The sequence below is a fragment of the Nostoc sp. T09 genome, assembly GCF_002154695.1.
In the GTDB taxonomy this organism is placed as follows: domain Bacteria; phylum Cyanobacteriota; class Cyanobacteriia; order Cyanobacteriales; family Nostocaceae; genus Aulosira.
Genome location: NZ_MTAV01000145.1, coordinates 1 through 24,472, shown reverse-complemented (window position 1 = coordinate 24,472; position 24,472 = coordinate 1). Strand labels below are relative to the sequence as shown.

At 39.8% G+C, this 24,472-nt stretch carries 21 protein-coding genes; 15 read left to right on the top strand and 6 right to left on the bottom strand.

Annotated elements, in window-relative coordinates:
* Positions 1 to 282: 282 nt before the first annotated feature.
* Positions 283 to 939 carry a tRNA (guanosine(46)-N7)-methyltransferase TrmB gene (gene trmB / locus BV372_RS26060; protein WP_086689393.1) on the bottom strand — a complete coding sequence of 219 codons (657 nt, stop codon included), beginning with the start codon at positions 937 to 939 and terminating at the stop codon, positions 283 to 285.
* A gap of 514 nt (positions 940 to 1,453) precedes the next feature.
* On the opposite strand from trmB, the gene BV372_RS26055 reads away from it, so the two are divergent.
* On the top strand, positions 1,454 to 2,563 hold the full coding sequence (locus BV372_RS26055; protein WP_086689392.1) for a metallophosphoesterase: 1,110 nt from the start codon (positions 1,454 to 1,456) through the stop codon (positions 2,561 to 2,563).
* Positions 2,564 to 2,632: 69 nt separating this feature from the next.
* On the opposite strand, the gene BV372_RS26050 is transcribed toward BV372_RS26055, so the two are convergent.
* Entirely contained in the window at positions 2,633 to 3,865 is a 1,233-nt protein-coding gene (locus BV372_RS26050) for an FIST N-terminal domain-containing protein (protein WP_086689391.1), read from the bottom strand.
* A 382-nt stretch (positions 3,866 to 4,247) separates the two neighbouring features.
* On the opposite strand from BV372_RS26050, the gene BV372_RS26045 reads away from it, so the two are divergent.
* From BV372_RS26045 to BV372_RS26020, 6 genes are all read left to right on the top strand, one after another.
* A complete protein-coding gene (locus tag BV372_RS26045) occupies positions 4,248 to 4,469 on the top strand; it encodes a Calvin cycle protein CP12 (RefSeq protein WP_086689390.1) in 222 nt (73 codons plus the stop codon).
* Positions 4,470 to 5,044: 575 nt separating this feature from the next.
* Complete coding sequence (locus tag BV372_RS26040; RefSeq protein ID WP_086689389.1) at positions 5,045 to 5,641, top strand: DUF3177 family protein; 597 nt, start codon at positions 5,045 to 5,047, stop codon at positions 5,639 to 5,641.
* A gap of 60 nt (positions 5,642 to 5,701) precedes the next feature.
* Positions 5,702 to 5,998 (top strand): hypothetical protein, encoded by a 297-nt coding sequence (locus BV372_RS26035; RefSeq protein ID WP_086689388.1) that lies wholly within the window; start codon positions 5,702 to 5,704, stop codon positions 5,996 to 5,998.
* 342 nt (positions 5,999 to 6,340) lie between these two features.
* Positions 6,341 to 7,456, top strand: a complete 1,116-nt coding sequence (gene cbiD, locus BV372_RS26030) for a cobalt-precorrin-5B (C(1))-methyltransferase CbiD (RefSeq protein ID WP_086689387.1) — start codon at positions 6,341 to 6,343, stop codon at positions 7,454 to 7,456.
* 230 nt (positions 7,457 to 7,686) lie between these two features.
* Positions 7,687 to 9,309, top strand: coding sequence for a glutamine-hydrolyzing GMP synthase (guaA, locus tag BV372_RS26025; protein ID WP_086689386.1), 1,623 nt, complete (start codon positions 7,687 to 7,689; stop codon positions 9,307 to 9,309).
* Positions 9,310 to 9,381: 72 nt separating this feature from the next.
* Entirely contained in the window at positions 9,382 to 9,972 is a 591-nt protein-coding gene (locus tag BV372_RS26020; RefSeq protein ID WP_256973457.1) for a GNAT family N-acetyltransferase, read from the top strand.
* 6 nt (positions 9,973 to 9,978) lie between these two features.
* Here BV372_RS26020 and BV372_RS26015 read toward each other — a convergent pair whose 3' ends face one another.
* Entirely contained in the window at positions 9,979 to 10,881 is a 903-nt protein-coding gene (locus tag BV372_RS26015) for a cation diffusion facilitator family transporter (RefSeq protein WP_086689385.1), read from the bottom strand.
* A 719-nt stretch (positions 10,882 to 11,600) separates the two neighbouring features.
* On the opposite strand from BV372_RS26015, the gene BV372_RS26010 reads away from it, so the two are divergent.
* Positions 11,601 to 13,745 carry a malectin domain-containing carbohydrate-binding protein gene (locus BV372_RS26010; RefSeq protein WP_179198239.1) on the top strand — a complete coding sequence of 715 codons (2,145 nt, stop codon included), beginning with the start codon at positions 11,601 to 11,603 and terminating at the stop codon, positions 13,743 to 13,745.
* Between the two features lie 140 nt (positions 13,746 to 13,885).
* Here the strand turns inward: BV372_RS26010 and BV372_RS26005 are convergent, their stop codons facing one another.
* Positions 13,886 to 14,413 carry an SH3 domain-containing protein gene (locus BV372_RS26005; protein WP_256973456.1) on the bottom strand — a complete coding sequence of 176 codons (528 nt, stop codon included), beginning with the start codon at positions 14,411 to 14,413 and terminating at the stop codon, positions 13,886 to 13,888.
* Between the two features lie 233 nt (positions 14,414 to 14,646).
* Between BV372_RS26005 and BV372_RS26000 the strand changes: the two genes are divergently transcribed.
* Positions 14,647 to 15,570 carry a TauD/TfdA family dioxygenase gene (locus tag BV372_RS26000; RefSeq protein WP_256973455.1) on the top strand — a complete coding sequence of 308 codons (924 nt, stop codon included), beginning with the start codon at positions 14,647 to 14,649 and terminating at the stop codon, positions 15,568 to 15,570.
* 488 nt (positions 15,571 to 16,058) lie between these two features.
* Positions 16,059 to 17,225 carry a pyridoxal phosphate-dependent aminotransferase gene (locus BV372_RS25995; RefSeq protein ID WP_086689382.1) on the top strand — a complete coding sequence of 389 codons (1,167 nt, stop codon included), beginning with the start codon at positions 16,059 to 16,061 and terminating at the stop codon, positions 17,223 to 17,225.
* Between the two features lie 50 nt (positions 17,226 to 17,275).
* Here the strand turns inward: BV372_RS25995 and BV372_RS25990 are convergent, their stop codons facing one another.
* Together BV372_RS25990 and BV372_RS37210 are read right to left on the bottom strand one after the other, a co-directional pair.
* Positions 17,276 to 18,463 (bottom strand): glycosyltransferase, encoded by a 1,188-nt coding sequence (locus BV372_RS25990; RefSeq protein WP_086689381.1) that lies wholly within the window; start codon positions 18,461 to 18,463, stop codon positions 17,276 to 17,278.
* 243 nt (positions 18,464 to 18,706) lie between these two features.
* Entirely contained in the window at positions 18,707 to 18,826 is a 120-nt protein-coding gene (locus tag BV372_RS37210) for a pentapeptide repeat-containing protein (RefSeq protein WP_218776773.1), read from the bottom strand.
* A 1,042-nt stretch (positions 18,827 to 19,868) separates the two neighbouring features.
* Here BV372_RS37210 and BV372_RS25980 point away from each other — a divergent pair.
* The 5 genes from BV372_RS25980 to BV372_RS25960 all read left to right on the top strand — a co-directional run bounded on the left by BV372_RS25980 (position 19,869) and on the right by BV372_RS25960 (position 24,448).
* A complete protein-coding gene (locus BV372_RS25980) occupies positions 19,869 to 21,155 on the top strand; it encodes a proton extrusion protein PcxA (RefSeq protein WP_086689380.1) in 1,287 nt (428 codons plus the stop codon).
* A 27-nt stretch (positions 21,156 to 21,182) separates the two neighbouring features.
* Positions 21,183 to 21,971 carry an SDR family oxidoreductase gene (locus BV372_RS25975; RefSeq protein ID WP_086689379.1) on the top strand — a complete coding sequence of 263 codons (789 nt, stop codon included), beginning with the start codon at positions 21,183 to 21,185 and terminating at the stop codon, positions 21,969 to 21,971.
* A gap of 645 nt (positions 21,972 to 22,616) precedes the next feature.
* Positions 22,617 to 23,120, top strand: coding sequence for a DUF1622 domain-containing protein (locus tag BV372_RS25970; protein WP_086689378.1), 504 nt, complete (start codon positions 22,617 to 22,619; stop codon positions 23,118 to 23,120).
* On the top strand, positions 23,117 to 23,635 hold the full coding sequence (locus BV372_RS25965) for an HPP family protein (protein ID WP_086689377.1): 519 nt from the start codon (positions 23,117 to 23,119) through the stop codon (positions 23,633 to 23,635). The genes BV372_RS25970 and BV372_RS25965 overlap by 4 nt, the downstream gene beginning before the upstream one ends.
* Before the next feature lie 195 nt (positions 23,636 to 23,830).
* A complete protein-coding gene (locus tag BV372_RS25960) occupies positions 23,831 to 24,448 on the top strand; it encodes a ZIP family metal transporter (protein ID WP_218776772.1) in 618 nt (205 codons plus the stop codon).
* Positions 24,449 to 24,472 lie beyond the last annotated feature (24 nt).

Here is a 24,472-nt window from a genome sequence, read left to right as displayed (position 1 = left end):
ACGCTTTTACTTGAATCTATCTAATTTAGCATTTATGCAATTTAGATGTGGAACAGCTTACCAAGTATTTTCAAACTACTATCAGAAACTAAGCCCAACATCAAAAACCTGATTATTGTTAGGTTTTACTAGCTTGTGGTAACGCCTAAAGACGAAACATTTAAAGACGATATAAGTTCAACCAAACCTACAATTACTCTTTCTTCCCCAGAGTGGCACAAGAACGATTACTTGCGGAAATTGCCCACTCAGGAGAAGCTTGAGGATATGCGATCGCCTTTGTCACAAGTTTTCTGGTGGGACTTCTCTATTGATAAATAAAACGCGATAAATTGGTTCACCCTTATTCTGAGTAGCTATTTCTCTTTCTGTAGAGACAGGTAGGGGATTTTCTGTCAGCCATTCTTCTGTACTAAGTTTCTGAAAAGCTGGATTTTGAGCAAAAATATCGCGCATTTCTAAAGCTAAAGATTCTATATCTGATTGCAAAAATACAACACCACCAACGGCAACATAATTTGCTAAGTCTGACACTAATTCTGGTTGCACTATTCGCCGTTTAGCATGGCGAGTTTTAAACCAAGGATCGGGAAATTGTATTGTGACGCGCTGTAAAGTACCTGTGGGCAGAGAAGATAAAAGTGTTTTTAGCGATCTATTTACATTACAAAATAAATAGTGGAGGTTTGTTAAACCTAAATCCGCACATAACTGATTTGCCTCTACCACAAGCGGTTCTCGAATTTCCAAACCGAGAAAATTCCAGTTGGGTTCTATCTTAGCCATATTTAACAAAAACCGTCCTCTAGCACAACCAATATCTAGATGTAGTGGTTGGTGAGGCAGGGCATACAATTTTTCCCAATCCAGGGAACTAACTGGTGTTTGATACTTTTGGGCAAGCGGATTAACATGTTGACGTACTCGCACAGCAGCCAAAATAGACTCTCCTTGATGTGACAATATGAAATAACAAGAAATAATTAGGTTGCGCCCGCCTTGTTGGGAGGTGAGGGTAACTAATATATTAACTTAAATGATAATTCAAAGGAAAATAGAAAGTTGCTTTTGGATTCAGATACTCGAATTTAAAATCAATTTGTGGGAGAATTAGGCACTCTACTAATTATTTTGCACCAAATTTTTATGGATTATTAAATGTTATATATCAACCTATATCTCAATATATAATTGGCGATTATGCCAAATTTTATCAGAAATATCTATGCGCTATTTTCTGCCTCTGTCTACTATACAAAAACGCTTTAAGCAAACAGACTATGTCCAACAACATAGCTGCTAAATTTTTAAGATAGATAGAATATTGCGAACATCGACCTTTAATATGTACGAATGTTAAGCATAAGCCATCCTACACAGGGTTACAAAGCAAGGGTTATACTCTTTGGAAAAGACTTGTTTTAACCCAACTTTTAAAAGTATCCTGAAATCAATGGCTCTAAATTTTCGTTTTGCCATAGTTAGCGATTTACACATCGCACTTCCTCACACAATCTGGAATCATCCCAGCCGTTTTCATTTAGTGGAAGTAAGCATCCCAGCTTTTGAAAGTGTATTAGAACATTTAGCACAACTCGATTTAGATTTTCTTTTCATCCCTGGAGACTTAACCCAGCACGGTGAACCAGATAACCACGCTTGGTTGCAACAACGTTTAGCAAAGTTACCTTTTCCCGTCTATGTTGTCCCTGGGAATCATGATGTTCCTGTGCTGATGGCAGATCAGCAATCTATTGCTTTTGCTGATTTTCCTAATTATTACCGTAAGTTTGGTTATGAAAATGCACAGCAACTTTACTACACTAGTCAGTTAATGCCTGGAGTCCGGCTAATTGGACTTAATTCCAACTCTTTTAATGACCAAGGTCAGCAGATAGGGCGTTTGGATAACGAACAACTAATATGGTTAGAACAGGTGCTAGCAGCAGCCAAGAATGAATTGGTGTTGGTTATGGTGCATCACAATGTTGTTGAACATCTGCCCAATCAATCGTGTCATCCAATGGCGAATCGCTACATGTTGGAAAATGCACGGGAATTAGTGCAGTTGCTACAGCGCTACGGAGTTAATTTAGTGTTTACGGGGCATTTGCACGTTCAGGATGTTGCGTGTTCGGAGGGAGTCTATGATATTACTACTGGTTCTTTAGTCAGTTATCCTCACCCTTATCGAGTTTTAGAGTATCATCGCGATAACTTCGGCAGGCAATGGTTGCAAATTTTATCTCATCGTGTAGAGTCAGTACCCGATTTTCCCAATTTGCAACAGTTATCTAGGCAATGGATGGGCGATCGCTCTTTTCCCTTCTTGATGAAGTTGCTAACTCTACCCCCCTTAAACTTACCAACTGACCAGGCAGAAGAACTAGTACCTAGTTTGCGCGATTTTTGGGCAACTATTGCCGATGGAGATGCTTTATTAGACTTTCCTGAGTTTCCCCGCAAAGTACGCCGCTACATTCAAAAATATAGTGCGATCGCCACTGGTGGAACTCCGACTCTAATTGATAACAACAGCAGTATTTTGCTGAAGAAGGGGTGATGAGGAGGAGTAGGGGACAAGGGAGAAATAACTAATAACTCTTGACTCTTGACCCTTAACCAATGACTATTACCCTATCTTGTCATCCTCAAGATCTAATGCCCGGCAAATCCCAAATACTGAGGTGTAACCGTGTAAAAAGGTGCTGCCAGCAACAGGACCGATTTCGCCGTTACAGAAAAAACCACCTACAGGGATATCTTTGATATACCGCCTAAATAGCTCAGAATCAAAATTGGGTTTGCCGTAGAGTCCTTCCCCACGTCCCACACAGGTAAACATTAAAGCGGCTGTGGCAGCACCTTCAGTAGCTTGTTGGTTTTGATACTGCTGTAGGAGAAATTCTAAATCTTCTGCGGAGGCTTCGGCATCGCGGAGGTGGAATTGGAGACGTTGGCCGGGACGAACGCGATCGCCAATAGCGATCGCTCCTGCTGAGGGATCTACCCCAAGGATACCGCGAATTAAAAAGTCTCCTTGTTGCAAAGAAGGCTTAAACCCATCCATTGCTACCCCAACAAACAGAGAATGTTGTGCTAGTATCCGCTCTTTTTCGGTGAGATTAGCAATCACTTCGCGCAATACCATTAACGGTACTTGCTCATCTAGTTCCAAGATGATATTACGTTCAGCTTTCGTCACTTGCAATGGCTGGCCAATCGGTCGGCATCCTTGAGCCACGATCGTTTCTAGTACAATATTGCCAGTCAAAGCCAATCCTACTGTCCCTTCTCGATACAGGCGATCGTTACAAAATAGGGCCATGCGACCACTCATAGCTCCAGCACTAGCCTGTCCTCCCACCGTTACCGAGCCAGGATAAGCAAAATCTAACCCCTGTAATAGATCGTTAATTCCAGAAGAAAATGAACCGCACAGCAAAATGAACTGTGGGGTGGGTGAGCGTGGTACACCAATCAAATCAATCCAAGCATCTGGTGAGCTATCCAAGTCAGGTAATTCTTCAGCAATCACATGAAACACTTGAAGATCTACTCCAGGCAGATGTGCCAAAGTCAGACTTAGAGATGCTTCTGCTTCTAATTCTTGGGTTTGTCCCTCGGCTGTGGTGCCAATCACACCGCCACCGCTACAGCCGATTAACACCGGGACTGAAAGTTTCTCAGCCAGCAAAGGCAAGAGCCGCGAATACTCGCTAGCAAAAGCAGACGAAATGAATACCAGCCCAAGATCTGCCGGTGCTGTTAACGATGAGACAGCCCGTTCTACCACATCTGTAATAGCTGCTTCTAAAGAAGGACGGGTTGACAGGGCATTTGCCCACTGCATTTGATCTGCCATGAGTTTTAGGCTTCTTTCTCTCGTTGGGCTGTTCTTTTGACTTTTGATCCTGGGTAGAATTGCTTCCGACTAGAGTTGCTGCCAACTACCTTTCTCTCACTTCAGTGGCCTATCCATCCCAGGAAGCTAGGGCTGTTATTCCCTACTAGATTTATTAAATATATTGTATGATTATACTTTCGTACTACTGGCCCTACAAAATCTTAAAAGATAAATATAAATGTAGTATATATGCCATCGTTTATTGTATTAGTTATGGATCATCAGGCTAAATCACTAACTTAACAGCTAAGTGGTTAGAATGGTGAACGATAGAACAAAAAACCGTCATTTTTGAGATTTTTCTATACTGGTATTAACACCACACAACGAGACTAAAACTATGAGCGACATCCAAGAAAAAATCCAAGACGAAGTTGAACAAGCTCGTGCTGTCTGTGACGTTTCAGGTAGCAACTCTGCTGAATGTGCCGCAGCTTGGGATGCAGTTGAAGAATTGCAAGCTGAAGCTTCCCATCAGCGCCAAAGTAAGCCAAAAAATTCCTTAGAAAAGTACTGTGATGACAATCCAGAAGCAGTTGAGTGTCGAGTTTACGAAGACTAAAAATTAAATTGGTCAATTTTATTTTTGTCTAACAGCGGGCAAGCAACCTGGACTTATTTACTGAGATCTTGCACCTTTACCAACTCTAATCTCTATTTACTCAGCTTCTTTTAAGATTGAGGAAACTCATTGATTTAGCTGAGGTTGAGGAAGTTCAGAGGCAATCTTTGAGGCTTATTAGAGAGTCTTGGGAGTTGACATGACATCTAGGGTTAGGGTAAGTTACAAAACTCACCCTCGATTTTGTGTCGGTTAGTGCAAGGTAGTAAGTGAAAAAGCTTTGAGTTGCTTGTTTTTTTTGCAAAATACACATCTAAGTAGCCTGTTATCTAGCAATAGATGCGGTAAGGAAGGGCGCAGATATTTTTTAGTCTAACAAAGTATTTCAAGTGTAGTCGAAATTTCAGTAAACAGGTATAAAAAGATCTAGCCTTGGTTAGTACCTAAATTGTTTGTTTTAATTAAACTGTTAGCTATCATGTAACAGCTATTAGCTGGTTAATAACTGTTAATTATCCCAACTAGGGATAGTTGTTTTTAAGTTTAGATTGCTTAATTTATAGTTTGGTAAAACTATGGAAAATGATGTTTGGTTTCGCCCGTTTGTATGGCTTGACTACAGACTAGCGCTGATATTTATGGTAATTATTCCCCTGATTCTGCTGATTTGGGCATTTGTACAAAGAGCAGAAGGAATACAACGCTTATTAACTATTTACTGGCGAGTATCCAGTTTGCTGGTCATTACCGTTTACTTGATGATTGGTGGGTTTGGGGTAAGTTTTCTCTCTGGATTGATTGGTCGGATCTTGATCCCCGTTTCTTTGTGGTTCTGGGTGGATCTAAATGATGAAATTGAGTATCAAGCTAGCGGACCGCTAAAACTAATTTTTACCTCTTGGCGTTGGGCTATGACGATCTATGGGATTTTAGGCACCATAGCCTTTATACCTTTTTTGGGTTGTGCTTTTTCTCCAACTGCACTCAAGTCTTCCTATTGTCGAGTCTGGTTAGAAGCTCCGTTGCTATTTAAAGAGTATTTTCATGCCAATAGCAAACCTGCATTTTTGGGCTTTCTTGGCATCATGAGCTTAGTGATTTATGTGCTTTACTTAAGCTATTTTGTTTTAATTAAGCTAGGTAAGCAGGGACGTTCAGCTACACAACAGTGACCTCGCTGTGCTCAAATTCACAATTTCCTACGGTCGTCTAGAAGATTCAAACTTCCAAAAATGAATTCTATTGGCAAGCGACTGGAACAATACACTACCAAACGCCCCCAAGAAGTTTTATTAGTCAAGGTGGAAGTTAGTAGCGAAGAAGACACAATTGCCATATTCAAGGGCTTTTCTAGTTCGCTAATGCGCCCAACCGCATTTGATCCAGATATACCTGTGCTGCCAGATGGGGCTAAAATTCTCAGCATTGACCGAGTAGCTACTCCTTACAATCCGGAAGCACCTCGTTATATCCAACAAGAACTATTGTGGGAAGACATGCAAGCTCTATTATCAGAAGTAGGAGTTTAATTAAGGCAGTCCCCATGAAAAAATTTTCATCGCCAAGCATGTAAGTAGTTCTTACCTGTTCCCCGTTCCCTGTTCCCTGTTCCCTACTTACAAGTCAGAGGGCAGAGGGCAGAGGGCATAAACAAGGAATCTGTTTTTCCTTCTGCCAAAAGTGTTTCAAGCTAGGGTGTTGACTTAGGAACAAAAGTAAAAAGATTTTTTCAAGCATACAGGTAGTGGAGGCAGTACGTTAGGCAGGTTAGGTTACCTGCTTTGTAGCAACTGGGTCAAGGAAAAAGGTATCCTTATTAAATCCTTCCTTCTGCCTTCTGCCTTCCTAATTTTAACTTTTAGCTTTTCCCAATGTCCCGTTCTGGCTACACTCTTCCCGTTTTTGCCTGTGCTTCTGCCATTGCAGCTTTACACTGGTTGCGTCATCGTCAAGCTTTAACAGTAGTCTCGGTAGATTTGCTCGAACCAGCCCAAATCGCTGAAATCCCAATCGAACAGGTCGCAGGATTATCTGAGAACATGGCTTTAGCAATTACCCGCAGCGATCCTGGTGATAATCTCGATTTGACTAAAAATACTCCGATTTGGGCATTGGTGGAATGGCAAAAGGGAGAGGGAGAAGCGGTAATTATTCAAGGGGGAGAAGGGATCGGTAAGCAGGAGAATGGTGAAGGGAAAGCAGCTATTTACGCTTATGCTCAAAGGCTAATGCAAGAGAACTTGCAGCGATCGCTAGCATCAGAAGAAAGAATTACTGTCACAATTATTTTACCCGCCGGGCGATCGCTTGCTGTTCGCACTTCTAATGCTGCTTTTGGTGTGGTTGAAGGGCTTTCTCTTTTGGGAACCACAGGAATTTCCCAACCGTTAAGTACACCAGAGCAACTGACAGCTTTCCGCGCTGACTTACAACGCAAAGCCAGTCAATTTGACAGCTTGGTATTTTGTATTGGTGAGAATGGCTTAGATTTAGCGCGAAAAATCGGTATTAATCCCGAACAGTTGGTAAAAACTGCTAACTGGCTAGGTCCAATGTTAGTCGAAGCTGATGTTCTGGGTGTTAAAGAAATCTTATTATTTGGGTATCATGGAAAACTCATGAAATTGGCAGGAGGAATTTTTCATACCCATCATCACCTTGCTGATGGGCGTCGGGAGATTCTTACCACTTACTGTAGTTTAGCTGGGTTAAAGCAGTCAGATATACAAGCAATTTTTGACAGTCCCACTGCTGAAGCTGCACTCACATACTTACGCTCAATAGATGCTAGAACAGGCAGTGATTGGGTAAATAAAGTTTATAGTGCGATCGCCAAAGCTATTGATGAGCGTTCCCAAGAATACATCCAAAGCCACAGTAATAATGGCACATCTGCAACAGTTTGTGGCTCAATTCTCTTTGACCGCGATCGCAAAATTATCATGAAGAGCAAAACTGCTTGTATGTTATCCGGAAAATTATGTTAACTTAATATGAATAATCATAAATAATCCAAATAAATAACTTTTTCAGTAGCAACTTTAGAGTAATTTTGTCTTTTTAATACCATGCCAAATTACTAGGCTAAACAAGACGCCTTCAACAAGCGCATTTGTAGGAGATTTATTTACCATTATGAACCTGATTTAGGCAGAGATAATGGTAGCACTTAGACCACAGAGCGACGATTTATCCTAACAGACACAATCTCACCATCATGAATACAGCGGTGACTCTACTAACTGAACAATCACCCCAAGCAAATGAAAATTGGGGACAGCTCAATCGCCAAATAATTGTGATCCTGGACTTCGGTTCTCAGTATTCCGAACTAATTGCCCGTCGCATCCGCGAAACACAAGTATACTCAGAAGTCCTGTCCTATCGTACGACAGCTGAACATTTACGGCAACTGAATCCTAAAGGAATTATCCTCTCTGGTGGCCCAAGTTCAGTTTATGGAGATAGCGCTCCCCATTGTGACCCGGAAATTTGGAATTTAGGAGTTCCGATTCTGGGTGTGTGCTATGGTATGCAACTGATGGTGAACCAGCTTGGTGGGCAAGTAGCAAAGGCCGATCGCGGTGAGTATGGTAAAGCCTCACTATATATTGATGATCCTACAGATTTGCTGACGAACGTCGAAGATGGCACGACGATGTGGATGAGTCATGGAGACTCCGTCACTAAAATGCCACCTGGGTTTGAATTACTAGCACATACAGAAAATACACCTTGTGCGGCGATCGCCGATCACGAGAAAAAACTCTATGGGGTACAGTTCCATCCAGAAGTGGTACATTCTCTTGGCGGTTTGGCATTAATCCGCAACTTTGTTTACCATATCTGCGACTGCGAACCCACTTGGACAACAGCAGCTTTTGTTGAAGAATCAGTTCGGGAGATTCGCGCCAGAGTCGGTGATAAGCGTGTGTTGTTAGCGCTTTCTGGCGGAGTAGATTCTTCTACCCTGGCCTTCTTATTACACAAAGCGATCGGCGATCAGCTAACTTGTGTATTTATCGATCAAGGCTTTATGCGTAAGTATGAGCCAGAAAGATTAGTAAAGCTATTCCAAGAGCAGTTTCATATTCCGGTAGAGTATGTAAATGCCCGCGATCGCTTCTTAGCTAAAATTGCCGGGGTGACAGATCCCGAAGAAAAGCGTCGCCGCATTGGTCACGAATTCATTAATGTATTTGAAGAAACATCTAAACGCCTCGGTCATTTTGATTATTTAGCCCAAGGTACGCTATATCCAGATGTCATCGAATCAGCCGATACCAACGTCGATCCCCAAACTGGTGAACGAGTAGCGGTAAAAATCAAGAGTCATCACAACGTTGGCGGATTGCCTAAAGATTTGCGATTTAAACTAGTAGAACCATTGCGGAAACTTTTTAAAGATGAAGTCCGCAAAGTTGGACGTTCCATTGGGTTACCAGAAGAAATCGTCCAACGCCAACCTTTCCCCGGGCCTGGTTTGGCAATTCGCATTTTAGGTGAAGTCACTGCTGACAGATTGAACATTCTACGCGATGCCGATTTGATTGTTCGCCAAGAAATTAACCAACGCGGTTTGTACCACGATGTTTGGCAAGCATTTGCCGTGTTGCTACCAATTCGCAGTGTTGGTGTGATGGGCGATCAACGTACCTACGCTTACCCCATTGTTTTGCGAATTGTCACTAGCGAAGATGGTATGACAGCTGATTGGGCGCGTGTACCTTACGATGTGTTGGAAGTAATTTCTAACCGCATTGTAAATGAGGTCAAAGGTGTGAATCGGGTAGTTTATGATATTACCTCAAAGCCGCCTGGAACCATCGAGTGGGAATAATTAAGTTCTGAATGACGAGTTGCGAGTTATGAGTTTGAAGTTGCAAAAACTAAAAGCTCATAACTCTCTTTTATGGATAAATTTTCGCTACCTTCAGCAATGTCTATAAATGCTGTTTTCCAAAATTTTCCGCAACTGACAACCGAGAATTTAATATTGCGGGAAACAACAATAACTGACGCGCCAGCAGTTTTTCAGATTTTTGCAGATCATGAAGTAACTAAGTACCATGACGTAGAAACCGCCATCAGTATAAAGCAAGCGCAGTTTCTGATTCAGCGCCGTGCAGAACGCTTTCAGAACCAAGAGGCTATCCGGTGGGGAATAGCTAGGAAAGAGGATAATGCGATCATTGGTTCCTGTGGCTATAGCATTAGAAACCGCTTTCAGGCAGAAATTGGATATGAACTTGCTAGAGACCATTGGAGAAAAGGTTTCATGACAGAAGCCTTAAGCGCCATTATCCAATGGGGTTTTGAACAATTGGATTTAAATCGAATTGAAGCATTAGTCATGCTAGAGAATAATGCCTCTATTAAATTGTTAAAAAAATTGCAATTTGCAGAGGAGGGAGTGTTGAGAGAATATGGCTTTTGGAAAGGAAGATTCCATGATTTGAAGATATTGTCTTTATTAAAAAAAGATTATAGTCAATTTATTTGAGTAGCGCTATTTTGAACCAGATTCAAAGGTAATTTTTTCAGATTTGTATGCTGGTGGTTCTACATGAATGAGAATCCTGACTGGTCTGAAACGTTCTTCTAGTTGGCTTTCTACTTCTTCAGTAATTCGATGGGCGGTTTCTACATCTGAAGCATCTACAATTAAATGCATTTCAATAAATACTTGACGGCCGAGAACACCACGAGAAGCAATGTCATGACAGTTAATCACTCCCGGAACAGAAAGCGCGATCGCATGAATGGCTTCTGGTGCGATCGCCATTTCATCCACTAGCGAAGGCAAATTCTCTTTCAATACTGACCAACCACTCCAAAATACCAACAAAGCAACAGGAAAAGCTAAAACTACATCTAGCCATTGATAACCTAGCCAAACGCCAATTAGTCCACCTATTACCGTAATAGTTACCCAGACATCACTCATAGTATGAGTAGCATCAGCAATCAAAATGGGGCTACCTACCCGCTTCCCGACACTACGTTCGTAAAAAGTCACAAAAATATTTACACCCAGCACAATTAGTAATAACCACAGTTCTGGTGCTGATATTCTTACAGGTTGACTACCTTTGAGAATTCTTTCGATTGCGCCTTGGAGAATTTCAAAACAAGCTATTCCTAAAAATGCAGAAATTCCCAAAGCGCCTACAGCTTCAAATTTTTGGTGTCCATAGGGATGTTTGCGATCGGGGTGTGGCGAAGAAAACCGACTAGTAATCAATCCTAAAACATTGTTGGCGCTATCTGTGACGCTATGTAAAGCATCAGCTAGCAAGCTGAGAGAACCTGTTGAGTAACCCACTACTGCTTTCAGTCCCATCACAAACAGGTTTAACAGTAGGGTGATAACTAGAACCTTGCGTACCACCGCGCGGTTATCGTAAGTCATAAATAATTTGTAACATCGAATAATAGGGTTTTTAATTAAAACTCAAAACTCAAATAATATGTATCAAAATATTATCCTGTAAACAATACATCTCTCTAAAGAGTAAAATTTTTATATAAATTTATTGCGATTGTTTATAAATAACAATTCTTCAAAGCTTGATATTTATTATAAATTAGGTTCTTGCTAGGAGATTTTTAGTATTTATTTTCTTCTATTTATTTTAAAAAGGCATTAATAAAATCACAGTAATATCTCTCCTTCTTTTGCCCATTTGGAGAGAACAATACTATCTCTACTCTTAACTTTAGACACTAACAGAAATTGTCAGTAAAGTTTTAGTAAGCATCGCATTCTAAGTTTGCCATTTAAATTTAATTGTTGCGAAAGTATATAAAAATGGCAGTTCAATATTATGCCCTGCAAGATGAAAAATAACTTTACACGTCTTACCTTGCATTTGGTTAAGTAGCTAAGAATTTATGAAATGCTGGACTTAGCTTTACAAAAAAAACATAGTTTCTTTATATCTCCAAAATCATTACCTAATAGGATTTTAATATTACATGTTACTTAAGTATATAGAACAGTAAGTTTCTGTAAGGCAGGAGTAAGTCAAAAGCTTACTTCTTCACAGTCCAGTATTGATGACTAAAGAGTAATTCAGCCGTTTATTCTGTCAAAACAATTGATATCAAGGACGAATGCCTGTGGAAAATATGCCAATAAGGATTAATGCTGGTGGAGATACTTATACGGATCTCTCAGGCAATGTTTGGGCAAAGGATGCTAATTATACTACTAGCAATACTTATGCAACAAACAAACCTATTAGTGGTAGCAGCGATCCACTACTTTATCAGACAGAACGTTGGGGAAAAGAGTTTTCCTACAATATCCCTATAGCCAGTAGTGGCACTTACAAAGTAAATCTAGACTTTGCGGAGATTTTTTTGACTAGTCCAGGGCAGCGGGTTTTTGATGTGAATATTGAAGGTGCATCTGTCATCAAAAACCTAGATATCGTTGCCCAAGCTGGGGTAAATACGGCACTGAGAAAATCAGTAGACGTTCAGGTTACAGATGGGATACTCAATATAGACTTTTTAGCTAGTGTGAACAATGCAAAAGTTTCCGATATTGAAGTTATTCCTATTTCACAGCCAACACCACAAGCAACACCGATTCACCTAGAAGCGGAAACTATGACGCTAACTAACTACCGCGTTGAGTCAAACAGTATTGCTTCTGGTGGAAAGGTCGTTAGTCTTTCTGGTGCGACGGCCGCAACAGGCACAGCCACCACTAAGTTTAATGGTGCTGCTGGTACCTACAATGTTGTAGTCGGTTACTATGACGAGAACGACGGAGTTGGCAATTTTGCAGTGAATATTGGCGGTAAGCAGGTAGATACATGGAATCTTGATCAGAACTTAGGCAGTAATGTCGCCACCACCCAGACTTTTGTGCGTCGAACCGTTGCTACTGGACTAGTAATCAATCCTGAAGATGTGGTTCAGATCAACGGTACACAGAACCAGGGAGAGTACGCAAGATTCGATTACATTGAATTTCTCTCCCCTAACCAAACAGACTCGACACCACCAACGGCAAGTTTATCTGCGACAAACATCACTACTAGTAGTAGCACAAGTCAAAACTTGACGGTGACCTATGTCGATAACGTCGGAGTAAAAGTATCTAGCCTGGATTCTGCGGATCTTGTAGTGACAGACCCCAATGGAGTTAAGCTCCCTGTAACATTGGTGAGTGTGAATACTAACACTAACGGTACACCGCGAACAGCAACCTACCAAATGACTGCTCCTGGTGATAACTGGGACGCTGCTGATAACGGCACGTATACTGTGTCAGTACAGCCCAATCAAGTTAGCGACATCAATAATAACTATCTCCAAAGCGGTACTTTAGGAACATTTACAGTCAACATCACTTCTGGAAATCCTTCAACAACTCCAGGTATTTGGGATTCCGTTCCAAAAATGCCCATATCCCTGGGTGAAGTGAGTTCAGGAGTAATTAACGGCATACTTTATGTTGTAGGTGAAGCTAGTAATGCCACCCTTGCCTACGATGTGGCAACTAGAACCTGGAGCAATAATTTGCCTGTTAGACCATTTGTGGGCAATCACCATACAGCCGAAGTTTACAATGGAAAACTCTACCTACTTGGAGGGTTAGGTGGTAGTAGCAGTGGGAAGGTACAAATCTACGATCCAGCCACTAACAAGTGGAGTTTAGGTGCTAATATGCCTTTTGCCGCAGGCTCTAGTTCATCTGCTGTAATTAATGGGGAAATATATGTAGCTGGTGGAATTATTGGCTCTTCGACGACTAATCAAGCAGCTAAATACAACCCGTCAACTAATACTTGGACGGTGTTAGCACCTATGAAACAGGGCCTTAACCACTCAGCATCGGGTACGGATGGCAGTAAGCTATATGTATTTGGCGGTCGTGATGGCGCAAATGTTGTAGCCAATGGATTTGATACTGTGGAAATCTATGATCCTGCCACTAACACTTGGAAATCCAGTCTAGATGCTGGCTCGTCGCTCAAACCTCTGCCACAGGGAAGAGGTGGGACAGGTAAAGCTGCTTATCTCAATGGTGAGTTTTATGTGATGGGTGGTGAAACCCAAAATGGTGCGGGTGCAACTAGCAATAATGTTTACAATCGCGTCGATATTTACAACCCACAAACCAATACTTGGCGACTTGGTACACCTATGCCAACCGCTAGGCATGGCATTTCCCCTGTAGTTTATGGTGGAGAAATTTGGGTTGCAGGCGGTGGTTTGAAGTCAGGGTACGGAAATTCTAACGTTTTTGAGGGTTTTTAAAACTAGTTTAGATTTGAAAAAGGCGATCGCATCTGTTGCAGTGAATGCAAATTATCATTCTGCATTAGGATGGCGATCGCCACAACAAACTAAAATTCGATAGTGCAGCGCCATCATTAGTGGCGTGTACAGGTAAGATATCAAGAACAACTGGTAAGGGCAGCACCACATTGATCTTCTCTTACCAACCAACCCTTAATACTTTTATATTCAACCAGTGCCCATCCTCCCTGACAGCCTAATAATTTCACATTTGTATTAGGTGGGACTCTTACAATTACTTGGCTTTTCTGATTAGTTTTAGCATAAAGCTTCACACCTTTAGTACCATAGCCTCTTGTCGATAGACCTAACTTTGCCAAAGATACCCACCCAGTTCCTTTAAAACCACCACTAGCATTAGTAATCTTTGCCCAATTTGGCAAAACAGCAACAACCTGAACAGTATCGTTAACAGGTACTTGTCCTAAAACTTTATTGTTGCTACTTGCACCACTACGCACATTTAAAGCTTGCGAAGCTGAGACATTAACGTAAGCATAAATATTACACTTTTCTGGATTTTTTGATTTTGCTAAGACCATTTGATTAGCTATTCCAGTGTTTATAGTTACACTAGTACATATAAGTGCTAATCCTGTAGCTAGCTTCAACGCTTGATTCTTCACTTTATTTGTCCTAATCTGCTTCGGTTTTAGGACACCAATAATAACACTGGTGTCTTATTTATAGCTCACATCTTAACTGATCGAGTTAGAGCCTAATTTAAATGGGACTTTTCAAAGCAGATTCGATATATATAAATTAAATTTATATTATTAATATTTATGTTCTTGGTAAGAACTACCAGATAATACTCTACTTTTAGTAAATAAGTTTATGTTAAATTATATAGGGCTAATTGAAGAAAAATAAAAAGTTTAGTCAATTTTTATTAATTACTATGAACTTCCAGATACAACCAATATCAAACACCATAGGTCAACAAATTATTAGTACTGGTAGTAATAGCATTTTCCAATTAGCTCAAGAAGAAATCATCAGCTTATTTAATTTATATGGAGTATTGCTTTTTAGAGGATTTGAAGTAAATGCTGAGATATTTAAAGATTTTAGCAACTTATTAAGTACTGATTTTATTGATTATTCTGGAGGAGCATTTAATAGAAGAATTATTAATGGTGATAAGACAATTTTAAGCGTAAATGATTTTAATTCTGAGATTAAGCTTCATGGAGAAATGTATTATCAGAAAAACGTGCCACTGATGTTATGGTTTTTCTGTGCTACTCCAGCTTCAGACAAAGGTGAAACAATAATTTGTGATGGCAGGCAATTCTTTAATGAACTTAGTAATTCTACCAAAGAGTTATTCAGCAAAAAGAAGCTCAAGTTTACTGTGCCTATGACTGAAGAAGCTTGGCAGAAAAAATACAAAATTGAGAATTTAAATCAACTACAAGAGATATGTAAACATAATGATATTAAATTAACAATATCCAAAGATAAATCAATAGTTGCTGAATATCTATGTCCGGCAACCATACCCAGCAAATGTGGAAATTATCAAGTTTTTATTAATAGCTTATTACCAACAAAGCAACTATATCCAAATATTATTAAATTTGAAGACGATTCAGATATCCCTAAGGAAGTTATGTCTGAAGTAAATGAAATTGCTGAGAGAATAACCACAGAGATTGCCTGGCAGAAAGGGGATATTTTAATGATTGATAATACAAGAGTACTTCATGGTAGAAGAGCTTTCTCCGACGAAAACCGAGAAATTTATATCAGACTATGTGCTCCAGCTTTTGCTTTCTAAAGCGATGCTATAGCAATCCGATTTGATTCCTGAACTTACTCGTATAGGTAGGGAACGGGGAACAAGAAAGAATAGAGGTTGAGGTGTATCTAGCTTCGCAAAAATCAAATACGAGTCCTATATTTAGAATCATCCCAGGTTGCTCAAAATATTTAGATAATTAGAAAATTGCTGGTTAGTCTGCTTCTATTTCAAGTAAAGAACATACTAACTGCGGTAGCATTTTATGATGCTTACTTGCTTTTTGCTCTTATTGAGATCTTGGAACATAGCCACAGCCGTAGATACTAAAGTATGTTAGGAAATTTTAACCAGGGAAGACTGTTACATTTAACTGGTACAAATATTTACCAACTAGACCATATAAGAAATTTTGAGATGCTAGAATTTGCTAACTAGACTGACTAAGGAATTCTGAAAAGACAATTCTCGATCAAGATTGTGGGATATTGTTAAATAGGTTAGAGATTCGCCAAATAAATTTAAGAATGAAGCTGGCAGCACGAGTAAGTCAGGTAACGCCCTCTTTAACCTTAGCGATCGCAGCTAAAGCTAAGGCAATGAAAGCAGAGGGTGTGGACGTTTGTAGTTTTAGCGCTGGAGAACCAGATTTTGATACTCCAGCGCATATCAAAGCAGCAGCAGCAAAAGCTTTGGATGAAGGCAAAACCAAATATGGCGCAGCCGCAGGAGAGCCAAAGTTAAGGGAAGCGATCGCCCGCAAGCTCAAAGCTGATAATGGTCTAGATTATAAAGCAGAAAATGTCATCGTCACTAACGGCGGAAAGCATTCTCTGTACAACTTGATCGTGGCCCTGATCGATCCCGGAGATGAAGTAATTATCCCGGCTCCCTACTGGCTAAGTTATCCCGAAATGGTGACTTTGGTTGGTGGAGCCTCAGTGATTGTACCCACAGATGCTTCAACTGGTTATAAAATTACTCCAGAACAACTCCGAAAATCGATTACGCCAAAAACCAAGCTATTGATCCTCAACTCGCCATCTAACCCTACGGGAATGGTGTATACGCCAGCAGAAATTAAAGCACTGGCGGAGGTAGTAGTTGATGCAGATATCTTTGTTGTCTCTGACGAAATTTACGAGAAGATTCTCTACGACGGTGCAGAGCATATTAGCATTGGTTCCCTTGGGAAGGAAATTTTCGACCGTACCTTGATTAGCAACGGGTTTGCTAAAGCATATTCGATGACAGGGTGGCGGATTGGCTATTTAGCAGGGCCGCTAGAAATCATTAAAGCCACAAGTACCATTCAAGGGCATAGTACATCTAACGTGTGTACCTTTGCTCAATATGGTGCGATCGCGGCCTTGGAAAGTTCCCAAGACTGTGTAGAAGAAATGCGCCAGGCGTTCGCCAAACGGCGACAGGTAATGCTAGACAGACTCAACGCCATTCCTGGATTGAGTACTGCAAAACCTGATGGTGCTTTTTATCTTTTCCCTGACATCAGCAAAACAGGTCTAAAATCCTTAGAATTTTGTGATGCTCTCATAGAAGAACATCAAGTTGCAGTAATTCCCGGAATTGCTTTTGGTGCTGATGACAACATTCGTCTTTCCTACGCCACAGATATGGCAACTATTGAAAAGGGAATGGATAGATTAGAGAAATTTGTGCGATCGCGGATTTAGTCAATAGTCAGTAGTTTTTCTTCCCTGTCCTCCTCATCCCCCTTCCCTGCTCACATCAACCCCATCTCTTGCAAACCCTGACGAAGTCTCTTTGCTTCTTCAGGGTTATGTTCTTGGTGCAAAGCGATCGCATTTTTAAAAGCTGTTAAACTAGCTTGGTGATTGCCTACTTTTAGCTGCACTACACCCAAATTTTGATAAGCTTCTGCATAGCTGGGGTTTAACTTGATGGCTTTTTGATAACAAGCGATCGCATCTGTAAATAAACCCATAGCTTTCAATGTCATCCCAAGATTGTAATGTCCGCTAGCAAAATTAGGATCAATTTTTAAAGTTGTCTGATAAGCTTTTTTGGCATTTTTCAAGTCTCCGGCTGCTTTGAGTAAGTTACCAAGATTGTTATATGCTCCTAACTTTAAAATGGGATAAATAGGTAATTTGATTGCAGCTTGGTAGTGAACGCTAGCCTGTTGAGGATTTTGTAATCGATTGTAGGCAATGCCTAAATGGTAATGCAGTTCGTACAAAATCTCATAGTTTTCTTCACTAGTCCTAACTCCTCTTTTTAGCAGTTCTATACCTTCCTTAATTTTTCCAGTTTCTACATATAAAGCTCCCAACTTACTGCAAACATAAGGATCGTAAGGATGATTAGCAATAAACTGTTCCATTGCTGCTTGGGCTTTAACATATTTATTACCTTGAGCGATCGCGCTTTTTTGATATCCTTTGTGCAGAATTGCTACTCCTTGTAAGTAGCCAATCTGCCAGTGAGGTTCTTTCTTTAAAATTTCTGATACGCTGTCATCAACTAAAGCATGGTAAGGGCGGGAAAAACGAATTTCTGGGTGATGGCGAAAAAGCCTGGAAACCAAAGAATAGGGAGATTGCTCTGCACCTACCTCATGCCGAATTAAATTGATCAGTAGGTATTCTTCACTTTGAATAGCAGAGCGAATCTGTGGCACAATTTCTGGCTTTAATGTTTCATCTGCATCTAACACTAAAATCCAATCACCTGTGACATATTTTAGAGCTTCGTTGCGAGCCGTACTGAAGTTATTGTTCCATTGAAAGTGATGGACTTTTGCACCATGTGCTGTAGCGATTTCTGGAGTGCGATCGCTTGAACCTGTATCTAAAACGACAATTTCATCTACTACATTTTTCACACTGCTGAGACATTTAGGCAGTGTCGCTGCTTCATTTTTGACAATCATGCACAAGCTCAAATTCATAATTCCAGCAGTCTAATGATTTTAGAATTCTGACATATCTTCCTATCAACTGTGTAATTTTGATTGCTTGTTTGTAAATGATTGTAAAGAAAATCAATAAATCGAATTTTAACAGAAAAAACTATTTTCTTCTTTGTGCCTTAGTGTCTTTGCAGTTCAAATTTAGAAGCATACAATTTTAGCTTAACTTCGCAGTCTCGTCGTTGGTTAGCTTGGCTCATACCAACTTCTTAGAGAATAGTACTAGTAGAGTGAACGTGCGATCGCGATGGATAAAGCCATCAGGCATAATTTTCCCGTTATGAATGTTTCACTCATATCTGTGGCATTGAGATTCGCCCCAGTCAAGTTTGCCTCACTCAGGTTTGCTTCGCTTAAGTCAGCCCCACTTAAATCTGCCTACTGCAAATCTGCTTTCCACATCCTCACTCCACCCATTTTTTACTAACTTATTAGAGATCCAAAGTAGGCAGAGAATTTTGTAGAAAAAGGTTAATAAAAATTAACCAATAGTCCGGTTTGGTAATGATGAGTTGATTCATTAAGATATGTTGTTAAATGAATAATAGCATTCTGCAACGCTCAAAAAAACTATTCGTGAAATGATAAGTAATATAATAAATGACGTAATGTAATGCAATATTCTCACAAAAATGTCGTTCTTAATAACAGAAATATACAAAATTATTAATTTGATTTAATAATTAATCTAATTATGGCTTTTATATCAATCTAATTATTTTTAATAACCTAAAGTGGATTATAAGAAAATTATTAATGAATTTTTGAAAAAAGTCAGAAATAAACATATGAAATAAGCCGTGCTAATCACAAAAATAAAATTGTATTATCCTGTTTAACTGAGGCTTAATAAAGTTAATGTCACAGGAATGACACAGAATTCACACATTATATACATAGTATTGAAATACAAATTTAATAGGTATGAAGTAAAAATTTTTAGCTCTTTATACTACGTACAAAAAAACTGAGGTGTTATTCATTACTTGCTAAAGCTCGTAGGCAAACCCAATTATTTACGACTTACAGCCAATAGAGAGATTGCTGTTTTGATTCAGATTGCGACCAATATTATATCTACCTGGAGACTTAATTTATAGATTCATTTCGGCTCTACCTTGCTAAACTTACTCTTTACTCCGGGATTGTAGGAAATTGCAAGTAGGTAAGTTTTCTTAGATAACGCGAACATAGCTAGGTTTGAAATTATCCAAAATTTGTGTCTCTTGTTCCTAACCTTCTAATAGGTGTACACTCAGAATTAAGAGTTTATATAATAGGCAAGAGGATATAGATTATTGATAGCGATTTTCGCAATTAGCTATTACTATTGCTTTTAGTTAAATTCAGTACATTGACTAAACAATATAGAAAAATGTCGGCAATGAAAGCTTCATTCTTTACAAAAAACACAAGGTTACTACGCCAAAAGATTAAAGACTACATAAGCAAAGTGAAGCAATGGATTGAAGATACACCAGACAGAGCACTCTTAGAAGCTTACGAGGCTGCTCAGATAATTAGAAACATTGAAATTGAGCATTTTGGTAACCAAAAGATTTCTGTTTCAACAGGAAATTATACAGAAAATGTCATGTCTTATTGGCAAGGTTACCTGAAGAAGAATTTAACTATTATTAAAATAAAGCTAGCAGAATTTCGTTTAAGTCGCTCATTGTTGGATGTTTCTGATAGCACTATTTTAGAGAAACTACAGTTCATTGATGAAGTAATCTCCAAGTATAGTCCAAGAGATGAACAAATTGCTAGCAGTGCTATAGTGCCAATTTCTGAGCCGCTACAAATTAATAACAATGAAGTTAATAATAAAGTAGATTCATCTAATATAAAAATTCGTAAGGCTCCACCCCTCAGTCAAAAAACTGGATTTTTACCTCGGTCTATAGGCAGAACAATTAATAAAATTCAAGCAGACTTATCTCCACAAGCAGAAGAACAATTTGTTAGAGATTATCAGATTTCGCGAAAGAGAACAAGAATTGCATTAAGATTTTTCTTGATTTTAATTCTTGTGCCACTTTTAACTCAACATTTTTCTAAGCAATTATTAATAAGCCCTTTAGTAGAAAGGGCTAGAGGCGAAACAACGGCTCAAATTTTTCTCAATACAGATATGGAAGAAAAGGCTTTGAGCGAATTGAAGAGTTTTGAGAACAGACTAAAATTGGAAAGTTTATTACACAACTCACCAGCACTTTCCTCTGAAGGAGTTCAAGAACAAATTCGTGAGAAAGCTATTGAGATAGCTGAGGAATTTAGTCATGAAAGTAATAGTGCTATTAGCAATGTATTTGCAGATTTGCTTTCACTAGTTGCTTTTGGTGTTGTAGTTGCTATGAGCAAAAAAGAAATTGTAATTGTTAAGTCCTTTATAGATAATATTGTCTATGGTCTTAGTGATAGTGCCAAGGCTTTTTTAATTATTTTGTTTACAGATATATTTGTAGGATTTCACTCACCGCATGGATGGGAAGTTTTACTAGAAGGTTTCGCAGAACATTTGGGTCTACCAGCTAATAGAAGTGCTATATTTCTGTTTATCGCTACATTCCCTGTGATTTTAGATACTATATTTAAATACTGGATATTTCGCTATCTCAGTCGTTTGTCTCCTTCAGCATTAGCTACCTTTAAAGAGATGAATGAGTAATTGTCAATCATAAACTTGTGTAGATAAATGCTCTTTCTTGACAAAGTTGTTTGGATTACCGGAGCCTCATCTGGTATTGGTGAAGCATTAGCTTATCAATTTGCTAATCAAGGTGCAAAGTTAATTATCTCATCAAGAAACGAAGATGAATTGCTCAGAGTTAAACAAAATATCAGCAGCAACTGTTTGATTATTGCCTTTGATATTGCAGATTCTACAGCAGTAGAAAAGGCAGTAAATACTGCTATAAATTATTATGGCAAAATCGATATTTTGGTAAATAATGCAGGTGTTAGCCAACGTTCTTTAGCTGTTGATACCCAAATAATAGTTGACAGGAAAATCATGGATGTCAATTATTTTGGTACTATCAATATTACTAAAATGATTCTGCCATTTATGATTGCGAATGGTGGCGGGCAAATTGCGGTAATTTCAAGTATAACTGGCAAAGTTGGCTTTCCATTACGTTCGGCTTATGCAGCTTCCAAACACGCCTTGCATGGTTTTTTTGAAACATTGCAGTTGGAATTAAAGCCAGAAGATAAAATTTTCATTACTATCTTGTGCCCAGGAAGAATTAAAACTAATATCTCACGCAATGCTTTAAAATATGATGGGACTTTGTATGGGAAAATGGATGAAGGGCAAGAAAAAGGCATGACTGCTGAAATTTGCGCTCAAAAAATATTGAAATCTATTTATCAAAAAAAGCCAGAAGTATATATTGGTGGATTTGATATTTTGTTAGTGTATTTTAAAAGATACCTGCCTACATTATTTTATTGGATAGCTAGCAGAGTCAAACCAACCTAAAGTTAGGAACTTTTCTTGGTGCCATAAAAGTAAGGATTTACTTGCCAAAACTAAACCAGCACAACAAACGGTTTTCGTGAGCATTGCTCCATACAATATTATCTTCCTTTTATAAGTAAAGAGGTCACTTACTATAAATTGCTCCGTTGGTAAGCTTTTAAAATTGCTAGATGAAGTATTAACCTCTCTTGAGCTATAAATAAATACTCAGCCATTAGGTAGAAGCAATATTCTAATTGAAGATTTAGCCTGAGCATAGGAATTTCTTTTGAAAGCTATTCAGCCTTTTCAATAAATTAGGAAGTTACTCGATTTTTTATCGGGGATTGGTGTTTTTTAAAGAATGACTAAAAAATTAGTTTTATAAATGCCACAATTGATTTCCTTCTTCAGAAAGAATTGTTTAGGCAGGTACATCCACTTTCGGCAAATAGCCCCTCAGACTAGAAGTCTGGGGCTAAACAAACAAAGCCTGGCGACCCAGGCTCAATCTAATCCACGCAGTGTATTTGGTTTTTATAGCCGCGATTTCTAATCGCCTGATGTTTCTTTCAAAAGTGGATGCTTCCGTTTAGCACTCATTAACCATGTCGTGTTTCCTGCCAGAAAAAGGCTTTTGGGTTTGCAAAACGATCGCGAGATTTTATGAAACGAGAGTCATCCAGAGATTCATTGCTGAATTTACTATTGCCCCTAGCACTCATCTTGGGGTTAGTTTTAATCCTGAGTTTGAATGTAGGAGAAGGTAAAGGGGAGAGCACCTTAACAAGTCCTCTGGAGACATGGCTTAAAGTCATTGTTGGTTATTTGGCAGCAGGGACAGAAATTGCCGCAGCAGTTGTGATTGGTGGAGCGGTAATCCGAGGTATGGCTACCTATCTGCGATTGTTGTTTGCTCGTTCCAAACAACAATTCGATGCCACAGAAGCAATTCGTCTGCAATTGGGGCGAGTACTGGGATTGGGCTTGGAATTCACCGTTGCCAGCGATATTTTGCGGACAGCAGTAGCACCTACTCGCCAAGATATTTTGAATTTGGGAGCGATCGTCCTGCTGCGAACACTACTGAATTATTTCTTGGAGCGGGAGATTCAGCAGGGAGAACAACGCCGCTTGCCTGAGGTGGAGCTTGATAGGAGTATACGATGAAATCCCACCGTTCCAGCTTAAAACCTTTGGAAGGTGCGAACCGCTCACTCCGCAGCCGCCTCAATTGGAAGGGTGAATTGGCACTAGCTACTGCTCCAACATTACTCATATTGAGTATGTTAGCCCTGGTAGAAGTACTAAGCCGCCAGCGCTTGTTGTTTGCGTCCCTGGCTTCTAGCGCCTTTCTCATTTATCTCGACCCCCAGCACGGTACAAACACAGTAAGAACTCTAGTAATTTCCCAAATGATGGCAGCCGGGATCGGATTTACAACTTACATGCTGCTAGGTTCGGGTTATGTGTCTGGTGGAACCGCAATGATCATCACAATCGTACTGATGATTCTGCTAGATGTGATGCATCCTCCGGCTGTTGCCACATCTTTAAGTTTTGCCTTAAAAGCTGGCAATGAAAACAATCTAGTTTTGTTTGGTTTGGCAGTAAGCATCACTACCCTGTTGGTTGGACTAGAACGCTTTGCTCTGTGGCTGCTGGTACACCTTAGCCCGAAGTAGTTCCATGCTGATCTATGCAAACATTCAAAAGTGCAATATTTTCCAGGAGAGACAGATGATAGAAAACGAACACTTTACTTCTAAGTTCTGGGAAGAACTACAGGCGCTATCAAAACTCCAAGATGGAGAAATGCAAGCTGCATCAGCCAAAAATTTTAATTAGGAATTAATTTCTCGCTATCAGTCAGGTATCTAATGTTTCCACTTTGGTTAAAAGCAGGTTTCTGGGGTTTAGTTGGCGGCTCAGCGCTGCTATTGGGTTGTGCTGTTGGTTACTACGCTAAGATTCCTCAACGGGCCATTGCCGCAATTATGGCTTTTGGTGCTGGTGTGCTAATTTCAGCACTAGCGTTTGAATTAATGGATGAAGCTTATAAGCGTGGCGGCTTTGACTCAACAGCGATCGGATTTATCAGTGGTGCTGTTGTATACACAGCAGCGAACTGGTTGCTGTCCCATCAAGGTGCGAAGCATCGTAAGCGCTCAGGTGAACAGCAGCCATCGGAGGGAGAAAATAATGGGAGTGGACTAGCGATCGCAGTTGGTGCATTACTCGACGGTATCCCAGAATCTATCGTGATTGGTGTCAGCATGATTGATGGAGGAGTTGTCAGCTGGGTAACTGTGGCGGCTGTTTTTCTCTCCAACGTTCCCGAAGGACTCTCTAGCGCTGCTGGGATGAAAAAAGCCGGGCGTTCAACTGCTTACATTTTTGGTGTGTGGGGAGGAATTGCCATTATCTCTGGCATAGCAGCATTTTTAGGCTATGCATTGTTTAGTCATACCAATTTAAATTGGAGACAGGGCAGATAAGGTAAACTGAGAATTGTTGTTTAG